The sequence below is a fragment of the Microbacterium sp. zg.Y1084 genome (assembly GCF_024623595.1).
Classification (GTDB): Bacteria; Actinomycetota; Actinomycetes; order Actinomycetales; family Microbacteriaceae; genus Microbacterium; species Microbacterium wangruii.
Genome location: NZ_JANJGV010000003.1, coordinates 274,836 through 295,959, shown reverse-complemented (window position 1 = coordinate 295,959; position 21,124 = coordinate 274,836). Strand labels below are relative to the sequence as shown.

Here is a 21,124-nt window from a genome sequence, read left to right as displayed (position 1 = left end):
GGCCGTGCCGGGACACTCCCCGCCACGCGCCCGGCCGCGTCAGTGCGGCGTCTGTCGCACCGCCTGGCGGATCGCCTCACGATCGGGCTTGCCGCTGGCGAGCGTCGCGACCTCGTCCAGCAGCACCAGCCGCACGGGGCGGGCATGCGCGCCGATCTCGTCCGCCACGGCGCTGCGGGCGGCGGCGAGGTGGTCGGCATCGCTGCGGCGCAGCGCATTGCCGCGGGCGCAGACGATGACAGATGCCTCCCCCCACCGTGCGTCGGGGACAGCGACGACGACGGCATTCGCGAGCCCGGGGACCCCGCGCACGACCTGCTCGACGCGGTCCAGCGAGATGTTGACGCCGCCCGAGATGATCACGTTGTCCAGGCGGCCGCGCACCGCCAGCACGCCGTCGGTGATGACCCCGGCATCGCCGGTGCGGTACCAGCGGGTCCCGTCGCCGTCACGGACGAACGTCGCCTCGGTGCGCTCGGGATCGTCGAGGTAGCCGTCGGCGAGCGTCGGGCCGGCCACCTGCACCTCGCCGTCGACCAGGCGCAGCTCCACGCCGTCCAGCGGCACGCCGTCGTAGACGCACCCGCCGCTGGTCTCGGTGGACCCGTAGGTGCGCACGATGCGCGCGCCGCACTCGCGGGCACGGTCGTACACGGCGGCGGGGAGCGACTGGCCGCCCACGAGGATCGCCTCGAACGACCGCAGCGCGTCCCCCACCGCGGCATCGTGCTCCGCGGCATCCAGAAGCTTCGTCAACTGCGCCGGGACGAGCGAGGTGTAGGCGGGCACCTCCCGCGCACCGGTGGCCGACGCCATGTCGCGCGCCGCCGCCGCGAATGCCTGCGGGGTGAACGCACCCTTCAGCATCGTCGGCTCGCGCCCCGAGACGATCGAGCGCACGAGCACCTGCAGCCCGGCGACGTACGACGCCGGCAGAGCGAGCAGCCACGCACCCTCGCCGATGCGCGCCGCGGTGGCACGTGCTCCGGCGGTCAGCGCGGTGCGGCTGAGCACGACGGATTTCGGGATGCCGGTGGAACCCGACGTCGTGACGACCACCGCGGTGCCGGCCGGCACCTCCCGCGGTGCGGTGTCGACCATTCCGAGCCCCAGCGCGGGACCTGCGCCGTCGATCGCGGCGCGCACGGCACGCAGCACCTCACGGGGGTCGTCCCCCGACACCGCCTGAAGGTCCATCGCCACCTCAGTAGTGCCAGGGGTAGGGCGACCAGTCGGGGTCGCGCTTCTCGAGGAACGCGTCCCGTCCCTCGACGGCCTCGTCGGTGCCATAGGCCAGGCGCGTGGCCTCCCCGGCGAACACCTGCTGGCCCACCAGGCCGTCGTCGACGGCGTTGAAGGCGAACTTCAGCATGCGGATCGCCGTGGGCGACTTGGTGAGGATGGTCTGCGCCATCGCGATCGCCTCGCGCTCGAGTTCGGCGTGCGGCACGACGCGATTGACCGCGCCCATCTCGTACGCTCGGTCGGCGGAGTACTCCTCGGCGAGGAAGAACACCTCGCGGGCGATCTTCTGCCCCACCTGGCGCGCCATGTAGGCCGACCCGTACCCGGCATCGAACGAGCCGACGTCGGCATCCGTCTGCTTGAACCTTCCGTGCTCGCGGGACGCGATCGACAGGTCGCAGACGACGTGCAGGGAGTGCCCGCCGCCGGCCGCCCATCCCGGGATCACCGCGATGACGACCTTCGGCATGAAGCGGATGAGCCGCTGCACCTCGAGGATGTGCAGGCGCCCGGAGCGGGCGGGGTCGGGCACGAACGCCTCATCGCCCTCGTACTTGTAGCCGTCGCGGCCTCGGATGCGCTGGTCGCCGCCGGAGCAGAACGCCCACCCGCCGTCCTTGGGGCTGGGGCCGTTGCCGGTGAGCAGCACGACGCCGATGCGCGAGTCCTGCCGCGCGATGTCCAGCGCCCGGTACAGCTCGTCGACGGTGTGCGGCCGGAAGGCGTTGCGCACCTCGGGCCGGTCGAACGCGATGCGCGCGATGCGCCCGTCGGTGGAGACATGCGCGGTGATGTCGGTGTAGGCATCGGCGCCGGGCGCGGGCACCCACGCGGCCGGGTCGAACAGCTCGGAGACCATGGCTCCAGCCTATTCCCGGCCACCGTGGGCGACGGAGCCTGTCAGGCGTTCTTGCCGTCGCGCCAGCGCAGCCACCGCTCGACGAGCGCGTAGTCCCAGTCGGGCCCCTGGAAGCCGAGGGTGTACAGGCGCACACCGTGGTCGTAGAGGGCGTCGGCGACGTCTTCGTCACGGTCCTTCAACTCGTTGGAGATGATGAGCCCATCCGTCGGACGCTGCTCGACGTCGGCCCACTTCTCGATCACCGAGAGCTTGTGCGACAGGTTGTCGGGCCCCACGAAGCTGTGCCAGATGTCGGCGTGGCGGGCGACCAGACGCAGCGTCTTCTGCTCGCCCGCGCCTCCGATCATCACCGGGATCCGCCGGGTCGGGGCCGGGTTGAGCTTCTCCCAGCGCCGCTCGATGCGGGCGAGACCCTGCTCGAGGTCGCGCAGGCGCGAGCCCGGGGTGCCGAATTCGTACCCGTACTCGTCGTAGTCCCGCTCGAACCAGCCGGCCCCGGTGCCGAAGATGAACCGTCCGGTGCCGCCCTTGGCCGAGATGTGGTCGATGGTGCGGGCCATGTCCGCCTGCAGGTCGGGGTTGCGGTAGCTGTTGCAGTTGACCAGCGCCCCGAAGTCGACACGCTCGGTCTGCTCCGCCCAGGCGGCGAGCATCGTCCACGACTCGAAGTGCAGGCCGTCGGGATCGCCCGAGAGGGGGAAGAAGTGGTCCCAGTTGAACAGGACGTCCACCCCCATCTCCTCCAGCCGCATGACGGCCTCGCGGAAGTCGGGGTACAGGGCGTGCTGGGGCTGCAGCTGGATCCCCAGGCGGACGGGCGTGTCGAGAAGAGGCATGCGGCACAGCCTAAGGCGGGTGGATGCCGCACGGGGCGGCATCCACCCGATCGCCTCAGCCGGCGCGGCGCGCACGCCGCACGGCGGCGAAGACGGTCCAGCCCGCGATCGCGACGGCGCCCGCGACGAGACAGCCCGCGATCGCCGTCTTCGCGTCGGCGTCGATGTCGAGGTACGCCACGAACGCGGGATCGCACAGCCGACCGGTGACCGTCAGCACCACGATCGGCACCGCCCACGCGAGCGCGAGCAGGGCGCCGGCTATTGCGCTGCCCCTCCCCCAGAGCCCGGTGATGCGTGCCCGCAGCGTCGCGAAAGCACCGGCCAGGACCAGCAGCACTCCGACGACGAGGTTCCACGGCCACAGCGCCGGATCGAGCACCGAGAGGCGCCCGGGGCCGTCGATGTCCCACGGGACGGTGAGGACGACAAGCCCCGCGATGGCGAAGCCCACCGCGAGGATCCCGGCGATCCACTCGCCGCGGCCGACCGGCGACATCTGGTCGGCATCGCCCCCCGGCAGCTGCTCGACGTTCCACGGCTGCGCCTGCTCCCCTGCGCGTTCGAGGGCGGCGTAGACGAGCGTCATGCCCGTGAAGATGCCGGCGCCGACGGCGAGCGTGACGCCGATCGTCGGCCCGACGATCCCCCAGAACGGCCGGTCCTCGAGGGCCATCGCCAGGGCGACGGCGAACGCGACGAACGGCAGCGCGCTCCACAGCACGATCCGCAGCATGCGCCGCCATGTGGGGTACCAGCGAGGGCCGAGAAGGTGCAGCGGTCGGTCGGCGTAGTCGGCGGCGAGGACGGCCGGGTCGCCGAGATCGGTGAGCACGGCGATCTCAGCGGCGTCGGCGTCCTGCCCCTGCTCGAGACGACCGTCGATCTGGTCGCGGATCGACGCGCGCAGCTCGGCGGCGTGGTCGGCGCGCTCGCGCGCCGGCAGGGGCCGCGTTGCCGCCGCGATGTAGCGGCTGGTGTGGTCGCCGGTGGCCATCGATTCCATTTTCGTGCCTCTCTTCTGGCGTCCGGTGTCACCGGGCGCGACGCGCCTTGAGGAAGCCGTCGATCGTGTCCCAGGCGGCGATGGCGACGGCTCCGAAGCTGAGGAGCGTCACCAGCACGGTCTCGACGGTGTCGGCCGAGCCGGCCGGGATCAGGCCGGGGAACAACTCCGGGTTCAGCAGCTCCCCCCGCGACAGCAGCCAGAGCAGCGGAATGACGAAGGCCACGTTGAGCGCGGCGTTCACGGTGGCCGTCACTGCGGTCCAGCGGCCCTGCAGGTAGACGACGGTCATGAGCAGCGCCTCGAGCACGATGAGGGCGAGCAGACCCAGGATCCACCCGGGCCACAGCGCCGGAGACAGCGCCGGCAGCCAGCCGCCGGCGTCGGTGAGGTAGGCCAGGCCGAACAGCTGGTCCCAGATGACGGCGCCGGCCGCGAGCGCGAGGAACACCAGGCTCGCGACGAGGTCGCTGAGGCCCGCGCCGCGCTCCTTCTTCTCCGGGAGGCGGTCGAGGGTCCACGCGGAGACGACGGCGGCATCCTTGTCTCCGGTGGAGCGCTCGATGATGAAGAACACCAGCGCCGTCCAGAAGCCGATGTTGACGATGACCGAGATCACCGCGGGGACGACCGCGCCGATGACGGTGCCGATGCTCTCCCCCGCCAGCACCTGGCCGAGGGCGACGGCGAACGCGACGCAGGCCGGCACGATGGCCCACAGCAGCTTCGTCAGGCGCCACCACGTCAGGTAGTACTTCGGGCCGATCAGCCAGAGCGGACGGTCGATGTATCCCGCCGCCAGCGCGTCGGGATCGCCGAGCTCGGTGAGCACGGCGATCTCGGCGGCATCCGGGGTGTCGCCGGCGGCGATGCGGGCCTCGATCTCATCCTCGATCGATGCGCGCAGCTCGGCGGCGAGGTCGGGCCGCTGCTTCTCGGGCACCGTGCGCATGGCGGTTTCGACGTAGCGGTCGGTGAGGGTGGCGGTGGTGGTGGGCATCTCAGTTCTCCTCGGGGAGGCCGGCGATCGCGTCGGCGATCGCGGTGAAGTCGGCGGTGAGGGCACGGGCCAGGCGCTGCCCGGCCTCGCTCGTGCGGTAGAACTTGCGGGGCCGGGCCTCGTCGGTGTTCCACTCGCTCGTGAGGTGCCCCTGCTTCTCCAGTCGGCGCAGCAGGGGGTACAGCGTGTTGGCGTCGGTGTCGAACCCGCGCCGGCTCAGTTCCTCGAGCAGCCCGTACCCGTAGCCGGGCTGCTGCAGCAGCCGCAGGCACGCCAGCACCGTCGTGCCGCGCCGCAGCTCCTGCAGGTGGGTGTCGAGGGCTTCGTTCTCACTCATGGATCACACTGTACTGTGCGACACACACCATAGTCAATAACACATTGATGCAATCATCGAAGTTCCGCACCGGTGGCAGGTATGCACGGCGCGGACCCGGGCGAGCCGCGCGCGGCCGGGCCAGGATGGGAAGGTGACTCCGCTTCCCGCACTCGACGACATCCTCCGCAACGCCGCCGTCGTCGCCCTGCCGCTGGCCACCCGCTTCCGTGGGGTCGACGTCCGCGAGGCCGTCGTGCTGCGCGGTCCGGCCGGATGGACGGAGTTCTCGCCCTTCGCGGAGTACGACGACGCCGAGGCCTCGGCGTGGCTGGCGGGCGCTGTCGACTTCGGCTGGGCGGGGCAGCCCACCGTCCAGCGCGACCGCATTCCGGTCAATGCCACGGTGCCCGCCGTGCCGGCCGAACAGGTGGCCCGTGTCCTGGCCCGCTACGACGGATGCCGCACGGCGAAGGTCAAGGTCGCCGAGCGCGGCCAGGTGCTCGCCGACGACGTGGCCCGCGTCCGCGCCGTCCGCGCCGCGATGGGCCCGGAGGGCCGGGTGCGCGTCGACGCCAACGGGGGCTGGAACGTCGACGAGGCGGAGCATGCGGTGCACGCCCTCGCGCCGTTCGACCTCGAGTACGTCGAGCAGCCCTGCGCGACCGTTCCCGAGCTGGCCGAACTGCGCGCCCGCATCCGCTACATGGACATCCCGGTCGCCGCCGACGAGAGCGTGCGCAAAGCCACCGACCCCCTCGCGGTCGCCCGGGCGGGCGCCGCCGACATCCTCGTCGTCAAGGCCCAGCCGCTCGGCGGCGTGCACCGGGCGCTGCGGATCGTGGCAGAGGCAGGACTGCCGGCGGTCGTCTCGAGCGCCCTGGACACCTCGGTCGGCCTGTCGATGGGCGTGGCCCTGGCGGCGGCCCTGCCCGACCTCGACTACGACTGCGGACTGGGGACGGCGGCGCTGTTCACCGCCGATGTGACGACGCCGCCGCTCGCGCCGATCGACGGGATGCTGCGCGTGGGCCGGGTCGCCGTGGACGACGCCGTGGTGCGCGCCCTCGCCGTCGACGACGCCCACCGGGACTGGTGGTTCGCGCGCATCGCGCGCTGCCACGCCCTGCTGGCCGCGCAGGCCGACGCCGGCACCGCGGCCGGCTAGCGACCCGCGCCGCAACCCGACGGATCGGGGCTCAGCTCGCGGGCAGGTCGACCAGAGCGCCGGCGAGACGCTGGGCGCGCTCGTTGAGCAGGCGGTTGGCCTCCGCCCGGTCCATGCCCTGCAGCGCCGCTCGTGTCGCGGTGTCGTCGGCGATCTCGACGAACAGTCGTGCCACCTCGTCGGCGGGCAGCCGCAGCCGGAAGCCGTAGGTGTCCACCAGCGACGACACGATCTGCGCGATGCGGGCGATCATGCCGTCCTGCCACTCCAGGTACGCCCGTGCCATCTCGGGGTCGCGCAGGGCCTGCGCCCGGATCTCTCCGGTGAGCGCGGGGTCGATGCTGGGGCCGATCGAGAGGTCGGCCACCCGGTGGGTGATCTCGGTCGGGCCGAGCGGGGTGCCGAGCTCGCCCAGGTCGCGCACACGCGCTTCGACCTCTTCGACCTTGGCCTCCGCGAGGCGGGCGATGATCGCCAGGAACAACTCGTCCTTCGAGGCGAAGTTGGAGTAGAAGGCTCCGCGGGTGAAGCCGGCGCGCTCGCAGATGGCCTCGACCGATGCTCCGTCCAGTCCGACGAGCGCGAAGACGTCGAGAGCGGCATCCATGAGCCGTCCGCGCGTGTTCTCACGGCTGCGGACGGGTGGACGCACATCGACCATGGCCCTGTCCCTCTCTTCACACGTGTTCCACAGATTGGCACACCCTGTGGCCCTTAGGATACACCTGTGTATCGGATACAGTGATGTATCGAGATTGTCCGACCTCGATCGAAGGACGCCGTGTCCACTCTCCTGTTCTCCCTGGGCCGCTGGTCGTACCGCCACCCGTGGCGCGTCCTCATCGGGTGGCTGCTGCTGCTGGCCATCGTCGGGGGCAGCGCCCTCGCCTTCATGAAGGGGACGGACGACGCGTTCAGGATCCCCGGCACCGAGGCGCAGGAGGGCATCGAGCTGCTGGAGCGCACCTTCCCGCAGGCCAGCGGCACGAGCGCCCAGCTGGTGATCGTGGCCGCCGACGGCGACACCGTCGCCGATGACGCGTACGTGGATGCCATCGACGACACGGTCGCGGCCTTCGAGGACCTCGACGGCGTGCTGGCGGTGACCGACCCGTTCGACGAGATGGTGTCCGGTCTCGTGTCCGACGACGAGCGCGCCGCCATCGTGCGCCTGCAGTTCGACGGCCAGTCGATCGACGTCTCCCAGGAGACCACCGATGCGATGCGCGCGATCGCCGCCGACGCCCGCGACGCACTGCCCGCGGACGCCCAGGTCGCGCTCGGCGGCGACCTGTTCGGCACGTCGATCCCCACCCTGTCGCTGATCGAGGCGGTCGGTGTGCTCATCGCGCTGTTCGTGCTGATCGTCACCTTCCGCTCCATCGCGGTCGCCTTCTTCCCGCTGGTCAGCGCCCTCATCGGTGTCGGGCTCGGCATCGCCCTGATCTACGTCGCGACGGCGTTCGAGTCCGTGCCGTCGACGGCGCCGATGCTCGCGATCATGCTCGGACTGGCGGTCGGGATCGACTACGCGCTGTTCATCGTCGCCCGCCACCAGGACCAGGTCCGCGCCGGCGTCGAGCCGGAGGAGTCCGCCGCACGGGCCACCGGCACCGCCGGCTCGGCGGTCGTCTTCGCCGGTGTCACGGTGCTCATCGCGCTGATCGGCCTGTCGTTCGCGGGAATCCCCTTCCTCACCACGATGGGCATCGCCGCCGCCGCGTCGGTCGCCGTGGCCGTCGCGGTCGCCATCACGCTCACTCCCGCGCTGCTCGGCTTCGCCAAGGGCCGGGTGGCGGGGCGTCCCCGCCGCGCGCCGCGCCGTCCTCGCAAGGCCCGGGCGCCCCGCAGCGACCGCGGCTTCGCGCAGCGCTGGGTGACCGGAGTCACCCGGCATCCCGTCGTCACGACCATCGCCGTGATCGTGGGGCTCGGCGTCGTCGCGATCCCCGCGGCATCCCTCACCCTCGCCCTTCCCAACGCCGGCGTGCAGCCGCCGTCGAGCGAAGCCCGCCAGGCCTACGACCTGACCGCCGAGCACTTCGGCCCCGGCACCAACGGCGCCCTGGTGATGACGGGCACGATCGTGACATCCACCGACCCCCTGGGCCTCATGAGCGACCTCGCCGACGAGATCGAGAAGATCCCCGGCGTCGCCGAGGTGGCGCTCGCGACCCCCAACGAGACCGCCGACACCGGCCTCATCCAGATCGTGCCCGAGACGGCGCCCGACGACCCGGCCACCGCCGATCTCGTGCGCGAGCTGCGCGCCCAGCACGACCGGCTGCTGGACGAGTACGGCGTCGACCTCGTGGTGACCGGGTTCACCGCCGTCGGCATCGACATCTCCGACCGGCTCGGCGAGGCGCTGCTGCCCTTCGGTCTCTTCGTCGTCGGCCTCTCGCTCATCCTGCTGACGATCGTCTTCCGCTCCATCTGGGTGCCCCTGACCGCCGCCGCCGGCTACCTGCTGTCCGTCGCCGCCTCGTTCGGCGTCGTCGCGGCGGTGTTCGAGTGGGGCTGGTTCGCCGACCTGCTGCATGTCACCCGCACCGGCCCGGTCATCAGCTTCATGCCGATCATCCTGATGGGCGTGCTGTTCGGGCTCGCCATGGACTACCAGGTGTTCCTGGTGTCGCGGATGCGGGAGGACTACGTGCACGCCCGGCGCGACCGCGGCGGTCGATCGGATCGCCACACCGCCGTCGGCGCGGTGCGCTCCGGCTTCACCGCATCGGCTCGCGTGGTGACCGCGGCCGCCGTGATCATGTTCGCTGTGTTCGCCGCGTTCGTCCCGGAGGGCGATTCCTCCATCAAGCCGATCGCGCTGGGACTGGCCGCCGGCATCGCAGTGGACGCGTTCCTCGTGCGCATGACGCTGGTGCCGGCCGTCATGGCGCTGCTGGGCGAGCGCGCCTGGCGCATCCCCCGGTGGCTCGACCGGCGCCTCCCCCACTTCGACATCGAGGGCGAGGCCGTCGAGCGCGAGCTCGCGACGGCGCACTGGCCGGAGCAGCCGGCCGCCATCGCCGGCGATGGGCTCACGCTCACCGCCGACGGCGGTCGCCACGACGACATCCCCCTGTTCGCCGACGTCGACGTGCGCGTCCCCGACGGCGGCACGCTGATCGTCGACGGCGACCCCCGCGCCGCGCGGGCGTTCGCGCTGATGATCGCCGGTCGCATCACCCCCGACGCCGGCCTGCTGCGGGTGGCCGGCCACCTGCTGCCCGGGCGCGCCGCCTGGGTGCGGGCACACGTGTCGGTCGCTCTGCTCGATGCCCCCGACGACCCGATCCGCGCTCTCCGTCACGCCCTGTCGGGCTCACCGCGGCTGGTGGTCATCGACGGTCTCGACACCCTTCCCGTCGAGCAGCGCGAGACCGCGGCCCAGCTGCTGCGCGCGGCTGTCGACGCGCTGCGGGAACGCTCCAGCGACCCCCGCGCGGCCCTCACGATCGTGGCATCCGGTCGCGCCGACGGCACCGCCCGCGCGGTGCTCGCCGATGCCGGCCGCACCGATCCGATCCTTCTGACCCTGGACGACCCGGCTTCCCTGCGCCGCGACGCGGACGCCGGCTCCCCCCGATTCGCCGAAAGCAAGGCCCACGCATGACCCTCCCCCTCGAGCGCGCCCGTTCGCGTCGCCCCGTCACGTGGCTCACCCTCATCGGGGTGCTGCTGCTGCCGGTGCTCATCGGCGGCGTCCTGGTCGCCGCGCTGTACAACCCGGTCGAGCGCCTCGATGCGATGAACGTGGCCGTGGTGAACGACGACGAGCCGGTCACGATCGACGACCAGATGGTTCCGCTCGGTCGCCAGCTCACCGCCGGCCTGGTCGAGGGGTCCGATGAGCTGCCGAGCAACCTCACCTGGACCATCTCCAACGACGACGACGCCCGCGACGGGCTCGCCGACGGGACGTACGCGGCCATCGTGACGATTCCGGAGAACTTCTCCGCCGCCGCCACCTCCACCGCGCCCGGCAGCACCCCCGAGCAGGCGACGATCGTCGTGGAGACCGCGCCCGACAGCCTGATCGTCGACGAGGCGATCACCGCCCAGGTCACGCAGGCCGCCGCATCGCTGCTCGGCAGCGAGCTGTCGCAGGTGTACCTGGAGAACGTCTTCCTCGGCTTCACGACGCTCGGCGACCAGCTGGGCGAGGCCGCCGACGGCGCCGCAGAGCTGGGCGACGGCGCACGCACGATCGCCGACGGCACGACGAGCCTCGCCGACGGCGTGCGGGCGCTGGGCACGGGAGCGGGCGCCATCGCCGACGGTGCACGCGAACTGTCATCGGGTGCCGGGCAGCTCGCGGGCGGCGCGACGCAGGCCGCGAACGGTCTCGACACCCTCGCCGGCGGAGCGACGACCCTCGCCGACGGCCAGCGTCAGGTCGCCGGAGCGCTGGACGGCATCGCCGCGCAGCTTCCCAGCGAGGCGCAGGTGCCGGCGCAGCTCACCGACGCCCTCGCGGGCATCGGTGCGAACAGCGATGCCATCATCGGTCAGCTGACCGACTCCGCGACCCAGCTCGCGGCCCTCGCCGCGGCGTGCGACCCGGCCGCCACCCCGCAGCTCTGCACGCAGCTCGAGGCGGCGAGCCGGCAGTCCCAGCAGCTGCTGCCCACGCTCACCACGCTCGTGGGGCAGGCCGGACCGATCGGAGGGGCGCTGCAGGGCCTGAACGACCTGCCGCAGCTGCGAGCCGGCCTGACCGAGATCGCCGCGCAGTCCGGGCAGATCGCCGACGGCGTCGCCGGTCTCGCGGGCGGCGCCGAGCAGGCCGCGGGCGGCGTGCGGGAGCTCGGCGGCGGAGCGGGCGCCCTGGCGACGGGCGCCTCCCAGCTGGCATCCGGTGCCGATCAGCTGACCTCGGGGGCGACGGATGCCGCAGACGGCGCGGATGCCCTCGCCGACGGCATCGGCGAGCTCGCCGGCGGGGCCGACACGCTCTCGGAAGGGCTGACGACCGCGACCGACGCACTGCCGTCCTACACCGACGAGGAGGCAGCCGACCTCGCCTCCGTCGTCGCCGACCCGGTGGCCGCCGAGGGGCTGGGCAACAACCTCTTCGGAGCATCCGCCGTGCCGCTGCTGGTGACCCTGGCGCTGTGGTTCGGCGGTGTCGCCTCGTTCGTCGCGCTGCGCGCCGTCTCGGCCCGCGCCCTCACCTCGCGCCGCCCGTCGGTGCTGCTGGCACTGCGATCGCTCGCGCCCGCCGCCGCGATCGGCGCTGCGCAGGGCCTGCTGGTCGCGATCGTGGTGCAGCTGGCCGCAGACTACGACGGCGGCACCTGGTCGCTGTTCGCCCTGTTGTGCGTGCTGGCCGGCGTCGCCTTCGCCGCCGTCAACCAGGCGCTCATCGCCGTGTTCGGCGGCGCCGGCCGCTGGATCGCCGCCCTCGTCGGCGTGCTCGCCGTCGCGACCGGCGTGGTGTCGACGGTGCCCGGGGTGCTCGCCTCCCTGGCGGGGCTCATGCCCACCACGCCCGCGTACCAGGCTCTGCTGGGCGCGCTGACCGACGCCGGCGGCGTCGGCGCCGCGGTGGCCGGGCTGATCGTCTGGGGCGCGCTGGCGTTCATCGCCTCCACGCTCGTGGTCGCGCGGCGCCGTTCCACGTCGGCCAAGGCGATCGTGGCGGCGGCCGCGGTGTAGCCGCCACGTCGAGGCGCTCCGCAACGGGCGCGCTGCCTTCGGGTGGCGCGCCCGTTGCGTCGTTCGGTGGGACGGTGTGTTCTTCGTCGACGTCCGTGGCCGATCAGGAGTCGAGCGTCCGGGTGCGGTTCGGGGTGAGGGCCGGGGCCGTGAGGTGGAGGAGACGGGGAGCGAACGCGAGGATGACCTCCATGAACGACATCGAGCAGTTCACCCTCGCCGAGCTGTCCATCCGGGTGTTCGCGTCGCCGGAGACGTTCGCCGCGCTCTACGACGACGTCCTGGCGCTTCTGGAGACGAAGTATGAGCGGAGCGCGTGGGAAGTCGCGTCGCAGGAGGACGTGACGGACAACGCGGAGGCTCTCGACCGCCTGCGCCGAGAAGCGGACGTCGCCCGCCGGTCGAGTTGAGCGACCGGTGGACCTGGCGGCATCCACTCACCCGCCCGGGGGCGGGTGCCGGTCGGTCAGTTCAGGCCACTGTAGGCGTGCAGCCCCTTGAAGAACTGGTTGACGATCGTGAAGTTGAAGATGACCGTCACGAAGCCGATGATCGACAGCCACGCCGAACGCACGCCGCGCCAGCCGCGCGTGGCGCGGGCGTGGATGTAGCCGGCGTAGAGCACCCAGATCACGAAGGTCCAGACTTCCTTCGTGTCGAAGCCCCAGTAGCGGCCCCACGCCTCGTTCGCCCAGATCGATCCGGCGATGAGGGTGAAGGTCCAGAAGATGAAGCCGATGATCGCGAAGCGGTAGGCCAGCGACTCGAGCGTGTCGGCGTTCGGCAGCGTGCGCAGCAGACGCGATCCGGCGCCCGGGGCGGCCAGCGACGCACTGTCGGTCTCGGCCAGACGCCGCAGCTTCGCCTCGCGGTGCACCTGGAACAGCTGCAGCACCGACAGGGCGAACGCGAGGGCGAAGAACGCCGTCGACAGCGAAGCCACGAACACGTGGATGACGAGCCACACGCTCTTGAGAGGGTCCATGAGCGGCTGCACCTCGACGTAGTACGCCAGGGTCGCCCCGCCCAGCAGAACCACGACCAGGCCGCTGACGAACGCGCCGAGGAAGCGCAGGTCGTACCGGAACAGCACGCCCAGGTACACCGCGACCATCAGCATCGTGCCGGTGAGGGCGAACTCGTACATGTTCGCCCACGGCACGCGCTCGGCGGCGATACCGCGCAGCACGTCGGCGGCGACGTGGAAGAGGAAGCCCAGCCACATCATCGCCGTGGCGATGCGGGCCCAGAGGTGCCGGGGGCGCTCGCTCGGGCGGGCCTCGACGTCGGTGGCGGATGCCGCGGGGTCCGGCGAACCGCCTCCGGCGGCGGATCCGGTGGCTCCCGCGGTCGCAGCGGCGGACACGAGCGTGCGGGCGCGGGTGTCCTGAGCCTTCACAGCCTGCTCGGAGCGGCGGGCCAGGTCCACCGCGTACGCGATGAAGGCCAGTGCATAGATCGCGATCGCGGTCCACACCAGCAGCACGGACACGTCGTCGAGCGAAAGCGCTTCGGTCGCAGGCATGGCATCCAGTCTACGTCGGGCGCGTCCCGGGGAACCGGGGGCGCAGAGGGCGGAACAAGGGGGTGGAACGAGTGCGCGCGGGCGCGGGAACAGTCACTCGCGGGTTCGGAGACGGCTTTCGAGGGCGTCGCCGTGGCGGCGCGCCACGTCGTCGACCGCGGCGCGCAGCGTCGGGTCCTCGCCGCGGGCGAGGCCGGCGTACTCCAGCCGCACGGCGTCGCCGTCGACCGTCGCCTTCACCCACATGCGGCGGCGGGGAACGAACAGCGCCACCATCAGCCCGGTCGTCGCCAGCACCGCGAACAGCAGCACCCACGGCGCACCGACGTCGCGGTGGATCGACAGCGACGCGAACCGGGGCACCGACTCGGCGTAGCCGGCGACGCCGGCCGGCGACGTGTTCTCGAAGGTGATCGTCCCCCACCCGTTGGGCAGGTCGGCGGTCTCCCCCGGCGCCAGCTCGATCGAGTCGACGCCGATCGCGCGGCCGGTCAGCTGCTCCATGCCCTCGGGGTCGAGGGTGTACACCGAACGTGGCGTGCCGTCGTCGATGCCGAGGTCGCCGGCGTAGACGTCGAGGGTCAGCACCGGGTTCACCAGGTCGGGATAGACCGAGGTCAGCGCCCCGGTCCCGAGGGCGGCTGCCGTCGGGTAGAAGAAACCGACCATGCCGAGCTGCTCGGGCATGCCGTCGGGCACCTTCACCACGCCGAGCGACGTCATCGCGGCATCCTGGGGCAGGAAGGGCACCGACTCGCTGTAGACGACGTCGCCGTCGGCGTCTCGGATCGTGAGCGTCGGCGCGTAGCCGTTGCCCATCAGATAGATGCGGTCGCCCTCGATGTCGACCGGGTGGTTCACCCGCACCTCGGCGGGCTGCTCGTCGCCGCCGGGCACCCGCGTCGTCAGCACCGCGGCGAAGTCCCCGGCCTGACCGGCTCCCTGCTCGCCGACGGGCACGTAGCTGACCTGGAACTCCTCGAGGGTCATCGAGTACGGCGGCAGCGTCTCGGTGTCGACGAACCGTCCGGGGTTGAACGAGGAGTAGTCCGCGAGCGTGTTGACGAAGCTCTGTCCCTCCACCAGCACGTCCTGGCCGGTATAGGTGTACCCGCCGCCGACGCCCACCGCGATGAGCACCCCCACCAGGGAGGCGTGGAAGACGAGGTTCCCGGTCTCGCGCAGGTACCCGCGCTCGGCCGACACCGACATCGTCCCGCGGTCGTCGTAGCGCTCCACCCGATACCCGGCCTTGCGCAGCTGCTCGTCGGCGAGGGCGATCGCCTCGGCGGCGACGGCGTCGGCATCCCGCCCCTCCGGCACGGTGACGACCGCATCGGTGTGGTCGTCGAGTCGGGTCAGCCGTGCAGGCGTGCGCGGCGGGCGTGAGCGCAGCGCCTTCCAGTGGTGCTTGGTGCGCGGAATGACGCAGCCGATCAGCGAGATGAACAGCAGCAGGTAGATCGCCGAGAACCAGGGCGACGTGTACACGTCGAACATGCTCATCGCGTCGAGCACCGGATACAGGTCGGGGTTGTCGGAGCGGAACTGCGTGACGCCGTTGGGGTCGGCCGAGCGCTGCGGCACGATCGAGCCGGGAACGGCCGCGATCGCCAGCAGCAGCAGCAGCACGATCGCGGTGCGCATGCTGGTCAGCTGTCGCCAGCCCCACCGCAGCCACCCGGTTCCACCCAGCGCGGGTCCGCGGATGCCGTCACCGGCGCCATCGGCGTGATCGCTGGGGCGCAGCGGGCCGTCGATGGGCTGCTCGGTGAGCGTGCCGTCGTCAGAGCGGGAGCTGGACACTTCCGATCACCGCCCCGAGTCGCGACAGCAGGTCCGTCCAGACCCCGGTGACCATGAGCAGTCCGAGTGCGATGAGGAGCACCCCTCCCGTGATGTTGATCGCGCGGATGTGGCGCTTGACGAACGTGACCGAGCGGGTCGCCCAGCCGAAGCCGACGGCGAGCAGGATGAAGGGCACCCCGAGCCCCAGCGAGTAGGCCACCCCCAGGATGCCGGCGCGCACCGGGTCGCCCTGGTTGATCGAGATCGCCAGGATCGCCGTCATCGTGGGGCCGATGCACGGGGCCCAGCCGATCCCCATGGCGACCCCCAGCAGAGGGGCGCCGACGAGCCCGAGATTGTCTCTCGTGCGCAGGCGCACGGTGCGCTGGGCGACGCCGAAGAGGCCGATGAACACCAGACCCAGCAGGATCACCACCACGCCCAGCACCCGCGTGATCGGGTCCTGGAAGCGGATGAACAGCTGTCCGAGCGTGCCGCCGAGCACGAAGATCGCGACGAACACCGCCGTGAACCCGGCGATGAACAGCAGCACGCCCCAGAGCAGTCGTGAGCGTCCGCCCGCGCGCGCGCCGGCGCGCTCGGGCGCGGCGCCGCCGAGGAAGCCGAGGTAGCCGGGGACCAGCGGCAGCACGCACGGCGACAGGAAGGACACCAGCCCCGCGAGCAGCGCGATCGGGATCGCCAGCCACAGCGCACCGTCGAAGACGATCCCGAACGGGCTCACGGCGTCTCCGCGAGCGTGTCGCGCACCAGGGTGGTGAGGATCGAGGCGTCGGAGAGCTGCCCGATGATGCGCGCGGCCAGCCGCCCCTCGGCGTCGAGCACGAGCGTCGTGGGCACGGCCTGCAGCGACGTCACCTCGGCGAAGGCGAGCTTGAGGTCGGGGTCGCGGTGGGCGAGCACCGACGGGTAGGTGATGCCGTAGGTGCGATCGAACGATTCGGCGGTGGCGGCCTCGTCGTAGATGTTGACGCCGAGGAACGACACGTCGGCGTCGGCGAACTCCTCGTTCGCCTCCTGCAGGAACGGCGCCTCGGCGCGACACGGCCCGCACCCGGCGTACCAGAAGTTCACGACGACGACGTCGCCGAGCATGTCGTCGCTGGTGATCGTGCTGCCGTCCACGCCGGTGCCGGAGAAGACGATCGCCTCGTCGCGTGCGTCGAGCGCGATCTCGGTCGCCGCGAAGTCGCGGGAGACGAAGCCGGACGTATCACCCTCGCGGTAGGCGTCGACCAGGTCGTCGTTCTGAGCCGTGCAGGCCGCCAGCGACCCGGCCAGGGCCACCGCGGCGAGCGCCGCGGTGGCCGCGCGGAGCCGGCGGCGTGCGGAGCGGGTACGGGAGGACGACGCGCGTGCGGCGGGCATCACACCGCCCCCACGTCGACGGCGCCGTCCAGGCGGGCGGGCTCGGCGTAGGCGACCTCGGACCACTCGTCATCGGCCAGGTCGAAGCTCGTCACGCTCGACAGCGCGCAGCGCCGCTGAGTGGGGTTGTGGCGCAGCGCCGCCCCGGTCACCGAGAGATGCGTCACCCAGATGGGCAGCTGGTGGGAGACGATGACCACGTCACCCGATTCCGTCCGCTCCCATGCCTCGCGCATCGCCTCATCCATGCGTGCCACGACCTTCAGGTACGGTTCGCCCCAGCTGGGAAGCGCGGGAGCGAGCAGGTGGCGCCAGTTCCACGGGTTGAACATGGCCCGCTTCATCCGCCGGCCCTCGAAGACGTTGGTCGGCTCGATGACCCGCTCGTCCACGAGTGGCTCGATGCCGAAGATCTCGGTGAAGGGCTCCGCCGACTCCTGCGTGCGCTGCAGCGGCGAGCAGACGAGACTCCCCACCGGCCGGTCGAGCGATGCGACGTACTCGGCAGCCTGCCGCGCCATGCGGCGGCCGTCGGCGCTCAACCCGAATCCGGGGAGCCGTCCGTACAGCACGCGGCCAGGATTGTGGACCTCGCCGTGGCGCACGAGGTGAAGGCGATCGGCGGGCACCCGCCAAGTCTACGGTGGCCCGGTCTGTGCGCAGGCTGAGCGCGCGCTGAGTGCGGCTACACCGCGTCGGCGCCGGGGGTGCCGCGCGCGGCCAGCAGCGCGCGGACGCGCACGTAGATGAACCAGGCGACACCGATGGCCGTGACCGCGATGACGACGTACTGCAGCACGTCGGCGTACGTCTCGACGATGTGCCACTGCTCGCCGAGGAAGAACCCGGCGAGGACGAAGATGGTGTTCCAGATGAGGCTGCCGGCGGTGGTGAGCAGGCCGAAGCGCCACAGCGGCATCCGCGCGATCCCGGCGGGGATGGAGATGAGACTGCGGAAGATCGGCAGCATCCGCCCGAAGAACACCGCCTTGCCGCCGTGCTTGAGGAACCACGCGATCGTGCGGTCGATGTCCTCCGGGTGCAGCAGCGGCATCTTGTCCGCGAAGGCGGTCAGCCGGCGCGCGCCGAGCCAGGCGCCGATGCCGTAGAGCGCGAACGCGCCGACGACCGATCCCGCGGTGGTCCAGAACAGCGCTTCGAACAGCGTGAACCCGCCGCGACTGGCAGCCAGTCCCGCCATCGGCAGGATCACCTCGCTCGGCAGCGGCGGGAACAGGTTCTCCAGCGCGATGGCGGCGCCGGCGCCGATCGGGCCGATGGTGTCCATGAGCGACACCGTCCAGTCCGCCAGAGCGGTCAGCCAGCCGCCGTCCGAGGGGGCGGCGGCGGCGGCGGCGATCACGGCGTCAGGCGTCATTCCTCCCACGATAGGGAACAGCGCGGCCGGAAACCTGGAGGATGCCCCCGAAGTGGGGTGGGGGCACGCGCCGTCCGCCCACGTAGACTGGTCGATCGTGAGTGAACGCGTTCTCGTCCAGCAGCTGCAGGGTCTCCCCGATGGACCCGTCTCGGTATCCGGATGGGTCGAGACGGTCCGCGACCAGAAGAAGGTGCAGTTCGTCATCCTGCGCGACGAGACGGGGGCGGTGCAGCTGGTCAACCCGGCCACCCGTCCGCCCGCCGCCGACGCGGTCGACGCACCCGAGCCGGATGCCGACAAGCTGGCGCTGACCTCGCTCATCTCCGAGCTGACCACGGGCACGTTCCTGACCGTCACCGGCGAGCTGAAGCACGACGAGCGCGTCAAGCTCGGGGGCGTCGAGATCAAGATCGGCTCGCTCGAGGTGGCATCCGCTGCTCTCCCCGAGACCCCCATCGCCGCCGACAGCGGCATGGACAAGCGCATGGACTGGCGCTTCCTCGACCTGCGCCAGCGCCGCAACAACCTCATCTTCCGCGTGCAGACCACGCTCGAGCACGCGATGCGGTCCTACTGGATCGAGCGCGACTACATCGAGGTGCACTCGCCGAAGCTCATGGCCTCCGCCTCGGAGTCCAACGCCGAGCTGTTCGAGGTCCCCTACTTCGAGGACAAGACCGCGTACCTCGCGCAGTCTCCGCAGTTCTTCAAGCAGATGGCCCAGGTCGCCGGCTTCGGCAAGATCTTCGAGATCGCCCCCGCCTTCCGGGCCGACCCGTCGTTCACCAGCCGCCACGCGACCGAGTTCACCTCGATCGACGCCGAGATCAGCTGGATCGACTCGCACGAGGATGTCGCGGCGATGCAGGAGGAACTGCTGCAGACGGCGATCCAGGCCGTCAAGGACAAGCACGGGGCCGAGATCGAGGAGCTGTTCGGCATCGAGGTGCAGGTGCCGGCGATCCCGTTCCCCCGCATCCCGCTGGCCGAGGCCCGCGAGATCGTGAAGAGCCGCGGCTACGACATCCCCCGCACCGATGGCGACCTCGACCCCGAAGGCGAGCGGCAGATCTCGGCGTACGTCGAGGAGACGTACGGCCACCAGTTCGTCTTCATCACCGACTACCACCCCGAGATCCGCGCGTTCTATCACATGCGCGACGAGCAGACCGGGCTGACGAAGTCGTACGACCTGCTGTTCAAGGGTGTCGAGATCACGACCGGTGCACAGCGTGAGCACCGCGTCGACGTGCTCATCGAACAGGCGCGCGAGAAGGGTCTGGAGCCGGAGCACCTCGAGTTCTACTTCGACTTCTTCCGCTACGGCGCCCCGCCGCACGGCGGCTTCGGCATGGGCCTGGCCCGCGTGCTGATGCTGCTGCTCGGGCAGGACTCGATCCGCGAGGTCACCTACCTCTTCCGCGGTCCCACGCGTCTGGCACCCTAGCCGCAGCCGGCACCCGGCCTCAGCGCGCGAGGTCGACGCACGTGGCGCATCTGCCGCTGAACGTGCTCTGATCGGGCGACCAGTCGAAGCCCGTCATCGCTCGCAGCGTCCGTCCTGCCGCGCGCAGCGCTTCCGGCGGCAGCATCACCACCGCGCCGCAGTCGGTGCACTGACCGTGCAGGTGGCGTCGCCGACCCCCGGTCGTGGCCAGGTGGTAGCGCGCGGCCCCGCCCGGCACGTGCTGCCGCGAGACCACACCGGATGCCGCGAGCAGGTCGAGGGTGCGGTACACCGTGGCGCGGTGCACGTCCCCGTCGCCGAGGAGGGCGGCCACGTCGTCGGCGGTCAGGTGGTCCGCTCGGGCGGCGAGCACCGAGAGCACCGCGCGGCGCGGCGCGGTCACCCGCTCGCCGCGGGACCGCAGCGTCGAGATCGCCGCACGGAGGTCCTCGCCGCGCGCCGCCGCATGCAGCGCATCGTGCTCGGGGAACGCCGAGGACTCGGACATGCCCTCATGGTGTCACCGGCCCTGCGCTTCCTCTACCCCATGTCGAGCGCAGAGCCGATGGCACCGGTCACGAGCGTTTGAGACCCGGGATGTAGTGCGCGACGATGAGCGCGACCCACGTGGTGAGGATGTACGGCCAGGTGTAGGTGTCGAGGCCTGCCCGGTGCATGACGAGGGTCACGACCGCGGTCACCACGATCCACGGCAGCGAGTACAACCATGAGCCGGTGCTGCTCTTCAGGAACGTCACGGCCAACGCGATGGCGGTGAGCACCCCCGAGTAGTTCGCCAGCCCGTTGGCGATCTCGCTCCAAGTCTCCCCCATCGCGATGGCCGTCAGCGTGCCGACGAACGATCCCATGATCGCCGCGAGCCCCACCTTCCAGCTCGCGATGAACAGGCCGAGAAGGATCAGCGCTCCCGCGATGGGACTGTCGACGAGTACCACCTGTGAGACGTTCGTCAGCAGCGAGAGCAGGAAGGCCGGCAACGGCTCGTCGGGGAGATCCGACGGCGACGACGCGACCGCGAGGCTCAGCGTGGACAGCGCGATGATCGTGGCGACGATGACGAAGGGCGCGGTGGTGTAGGGCAGGTTGTAGACCTTCAGCGGCGTCTTGGTGAACAGGGCGTTGACGAGCCAGGTCACCGGACCGGTCGCGACACCGCCGACGAAGGCCAGCACGTACGACCACCATGCGTCGCCGCCGAGCGCCGCGAAGACCGCGGCGCCCACGAGCGTGCCGCAGAAGGACTGCATGCCCGCTTCCACGCTGCTGGGCGGGAACCCGACCGCGCGGCCGCCGAGCATGCCGCCGATGGCGCCGATCGCCGCCAGCACGCCCATCCGCCAGTCCGCGACGACGAAGGCCGCGAGCACCAGGATGCCGGTGATGATGTTGATCTGGAAGTAGATCTGCGATGGACCGTGGAGGAACCCCAGGCCCCACTGCCTGCCGGACGTGCGCTTCTCCGTCTGCGTGTCGGTCATG

20 protein-coding genes are annotated in these 21,124 nt (G+C 71.4%); 5 read left to right on the top strand and 15 right to left on the bottom strand.

Going from position 1 to position 21,124, the window contains the following annotated elements:
* Positions 1 to 39: 39 nt before the first annotated feature.
* The 6 genes from NQ165_RS05895 to NQ165_RS05870 are packed head-to-tail and all read right to left on the bottom strand — an operon-like array spanning position 40 to position 5,286.
* Positions 40 to 1,197 carry an AMP-binding protein gene (locus NQ165_RS05895; RefSeq protein ID WP_257532040.1) on the bottom strand — a complete coding sequence of 386 codons (1,158 nt, stop codon included), beginning with the start codon at positions 1,195 to 1,197 and terminating at the stop codon, positions 40 to 42.
* A 7-nt stretch (positions 1,198 to 1,204) separates the two neighbouring features.
* A complete protein-coding gene (locus NQ165_RS05890; protein WP_257526105.1) occupies positions 1,205 to 2,104 on the bottom strand; it encodes a 1,4-dihydroxy-2-naphthoyl-CoA synthase in 900 nt (299 codons plus the stop codon).
* 41 nt (positions 2,105 to 2,145) lie between these two features.
* The gene (locus NQ165_RS05885) at positions 2,146 to 2,943 is read right to left on the bottom strand and encodes an LLM class F420-dependent oxidoreductase (RefSeq protein WP_257532039.1); all 798 of its coding nucleotides are present in this window, start codon (positions 2,941 to 2,943) and stop codon (positions 2,146 to 2,148) included.
* Between the two features lie 55 nt (positions 2,944 to 2,998).
* Positions 2,999 to 3,940 (bottom strand): permease prefix domain 1-containing protein, encoded by a 942-nt coding sequence (locus NQ165_RS05880; RefSeq protein ID WP_257532037.1) that lies wholly within the window; start codon positions 3,938 to 3,940, stop codon positions 2,999 to 3,001.
* A gap of 37 nt (positions 3,941 to 3,977) precedes the next feature.
* Positions 3,978 to 4,949, bottom strand: a complete 972-nt coding sequence (locus NQ165_RS05875; RefSeq protein ID WP_257532034.1) for a permease prefix domain 1-containing protein — start codon at positions 4,947 to 4,949, stop codon at positions 3,978 to 3,980.
* 1 nt (position 4,950) lies between these two features.
* Entirely contained in the window at positions 4,951 to 5,286 is a 336-nt protein-coding gene (locus NQ165_RS05870; protein ID WP_257526109.1) for a PadR family transcriptional regulator, read from the bottom strand.
* Between the two features lie 133 nt (positions 5,287 to 5,419).
* On the opposite strand from NQ165_RS05870, the gene NQ165_RS05865 reads away from it, so the two are divergent.
* Positions 5,420 to 6,433, top strand: a complete 1,014-nt coding sequence (locus NQ165_RS05865) for an o-succinylbenzoate synthase (RefSeq protein ID WP_257526110.1) — start codon at positions 5,420 to 5,422, stop codon at positions 6,431 to 6,433.
* A 31-nt stretch (positions 6,434 to 6,464) separates the two neighbouring features.
* Here the strand turns inward: NQ165_RS05865 and NQ165_RS05860 are convergent, their stop codons facing one another.
* Complete coding sequence (locus NQ165_RS05860; RefSeq protein WP_257526111.1) at positions 6,465 to 7,094, bottom strand: TetR/AcrR family transcriptional regulator; 630 nt, start codon at positions 7,092 to 7,094, stop codon at positions 6,465 to 6,467.
* 120 nt (positions 7,095 to 7,214) lie between these two features.
* Here NQ165_RS05860 and NQ165_RS05855 point away from each other — a divergent pair, with 120 nt between their 5' ends.
* The 3 genes from NQ165_RS05855 (at position 7,215) to NQ165_RS05845 (ending at position 12,504) form a co-directional block, all read left to right on the top strand.
* Positions 7,215 to 10,049 (top strand): MMPL family transporter, encoded by a 2,835-nt coding sequence (locus NQ165_RS05855; RefSeq protein WP_257532032.1) that lies wholly within the window; start codon positions 7,215 to 7,217, stop codon positions 10,047 to 10,049.
* Positions 10,046 to 12,094 carry a YhgE/Pip domain-containing protein gene (locus NQ165_RS05850; RefSeq protein ID WP_257526113.1) on the top strand — a complete coding sequence of 683 codons (2,049 nt, stop codon included), beginning with the start codon at positions 10,046 to 10,048 and terminating at the stop codon, positions 12,092 to 12,094. Before NQ165_RS05855 ends, NQ165_RS05850 begins: the two co-directional genes overlap by 4 nt.
* A gap of 191 nt (positions 12,095 to 12,285) precedes the next feature.
* Positions 12,286 to 12,504: a hypothetical protein gene (locus NQ165_RS05845; RefSeq protein ID WP_257532030.1), complete on the top strand. Its 219-nt coding sequence runs from the start codon at positions 12,286 to 12,288 to the stop codon at positions 12,502 to 12,504.
* Between the two features lie 56 nt (positions 12,505 to 12,560).
* Here NQ165_RS05845 and ccsB read toward each other — a convergent pair whose 3' ends face one another.
* The 6 genes from ccsB to NQ165_RS05815 form a co-directional block, all read right to left on the bottom strand.
* Positions 12,561 to 13,619, bottom strand: coding sequence for a c-type cytochrome biogenesis protein CcsB (ccsB, locus tag NQ165_RS05840; protein WP_257526115.1), 1,059 nt, complete (start codon positions 13,617 to 13,619; stop codon positions 12,561 to 12,563).
* A gap of 93 nt (positions 13,620 to 13,712) precedes the next feature.
* On the bottom strand, positions 13,713 to 15,425 hold the full coding sequence (locus NQ165_RS05835) for a cytochrome c biogenesis protein ResB (protein ID WP_257526116.1): 1,713 nt from the start codon (positions 15,423 to 15,425) through the stop codon (positions 13,713 to 13,715).
* On the bottom strand, positions 15,406 to 16,152 hold the full coding sequence (locus NQ165_RS05830; RefSeq protein WP_257526117.1) for a cytochrome c biogenesis CcdA family protein: 747 nt from the start codon (positions 16,150 to 16,152) through the stop codon (positions 15,406 to 15,408). Before NQ165_RS05830 ends, NQ165_RS05835 begins: the two co-directional genes overlap by 20 nt.
* Entirely contained in the window at positions 16,149 to 16,796 is a 648-nt protein-coding gene (locus NQ165_RS05825) for a TlpA disulfide reductase family protein (protein WP_257532028.1), read from the bottom strand. The genes NQ165_RS05830 and NQ165_RS05825 overlap by 4 nt, the downstream gene beginning before the upstream one ends.
* Positions 16,796 to 17,425, bottom strand: a complete 630-nt coding sequence (locus NQ165_RS05820; RefSeq protein WP_257532026.1) for a histidine phosphatase family protein — start codon at positions 17,423 to 17,425, stop codon at positions 16,796 to 16,798. Before NQ165_RS05820 ends, NQ165_RS05825 begins: the two co-directional genes overlap by 1 nt.
* Positions 17,426 to 17,481: 56 nt before the next feature.
* Positions 17,482 to 18,174: a DedA family protein gene (locus NQ165_RS05815; protein ID WP_257532024.1), complete on the bottom strand. Its 693-nt coding sequence runs from the start codon at positions 18,172 to 18,174 to the stop codon at positions 17,482 to 17,484.
* Positions 18,175 to 18,271: 97 nt separating this feature from the next.
* Between NQ165_RS05815 and aspS the strand changes: the two genes are divergently transcribed.
* Positions 18,272 to 19,624 (top strand): aspartate--tRNA(Asn) ligase, encoded by a 1,353-nt coding sequence (aspS, locus tag NQ165_RS05810; RefSeq protein ID WP_257532021.1) that lies wholly within the window; start codon positions 18,272 to 18,274, stop codon positions 19,622 to 19,624.
* A 19-nt stretch (positions 19,625 to 19,643) separates the two neighbouring features.
* On the opposite strand, the gene NQ165_RS05805 is transcribed toward aspS, so the two are convergent.
* Together NQ165_RS05805 and NQ165_RS05800 are read right to left on the bottom strand one after the other, a co-directional pair.
* Positions 19,644 to 20,132, bottom strand: a complete 489-nt coding sequence (locus NQ165_RS05805; RefSeq protein WP_257526123.1) for a Fur family transcriptional regulator — start codon at positions 20,130 to 20,132, stop codon at positions 19,644 to 19,646.
* Between the two features lie 67 nt (positions 20,133 to 20,199).
* Positions 20,200 to 21,123, bottom strand: coding sequence for an urea transporter (locus tag NQ165_RS05800; RefSeq protein WP_257526124.1), 924 nt, complete (start codon positions 21,121 to 21,123; stop codon positions 20,200 to 20,202).
* Position 21,124: the final 1 nt, after the last annotated feature.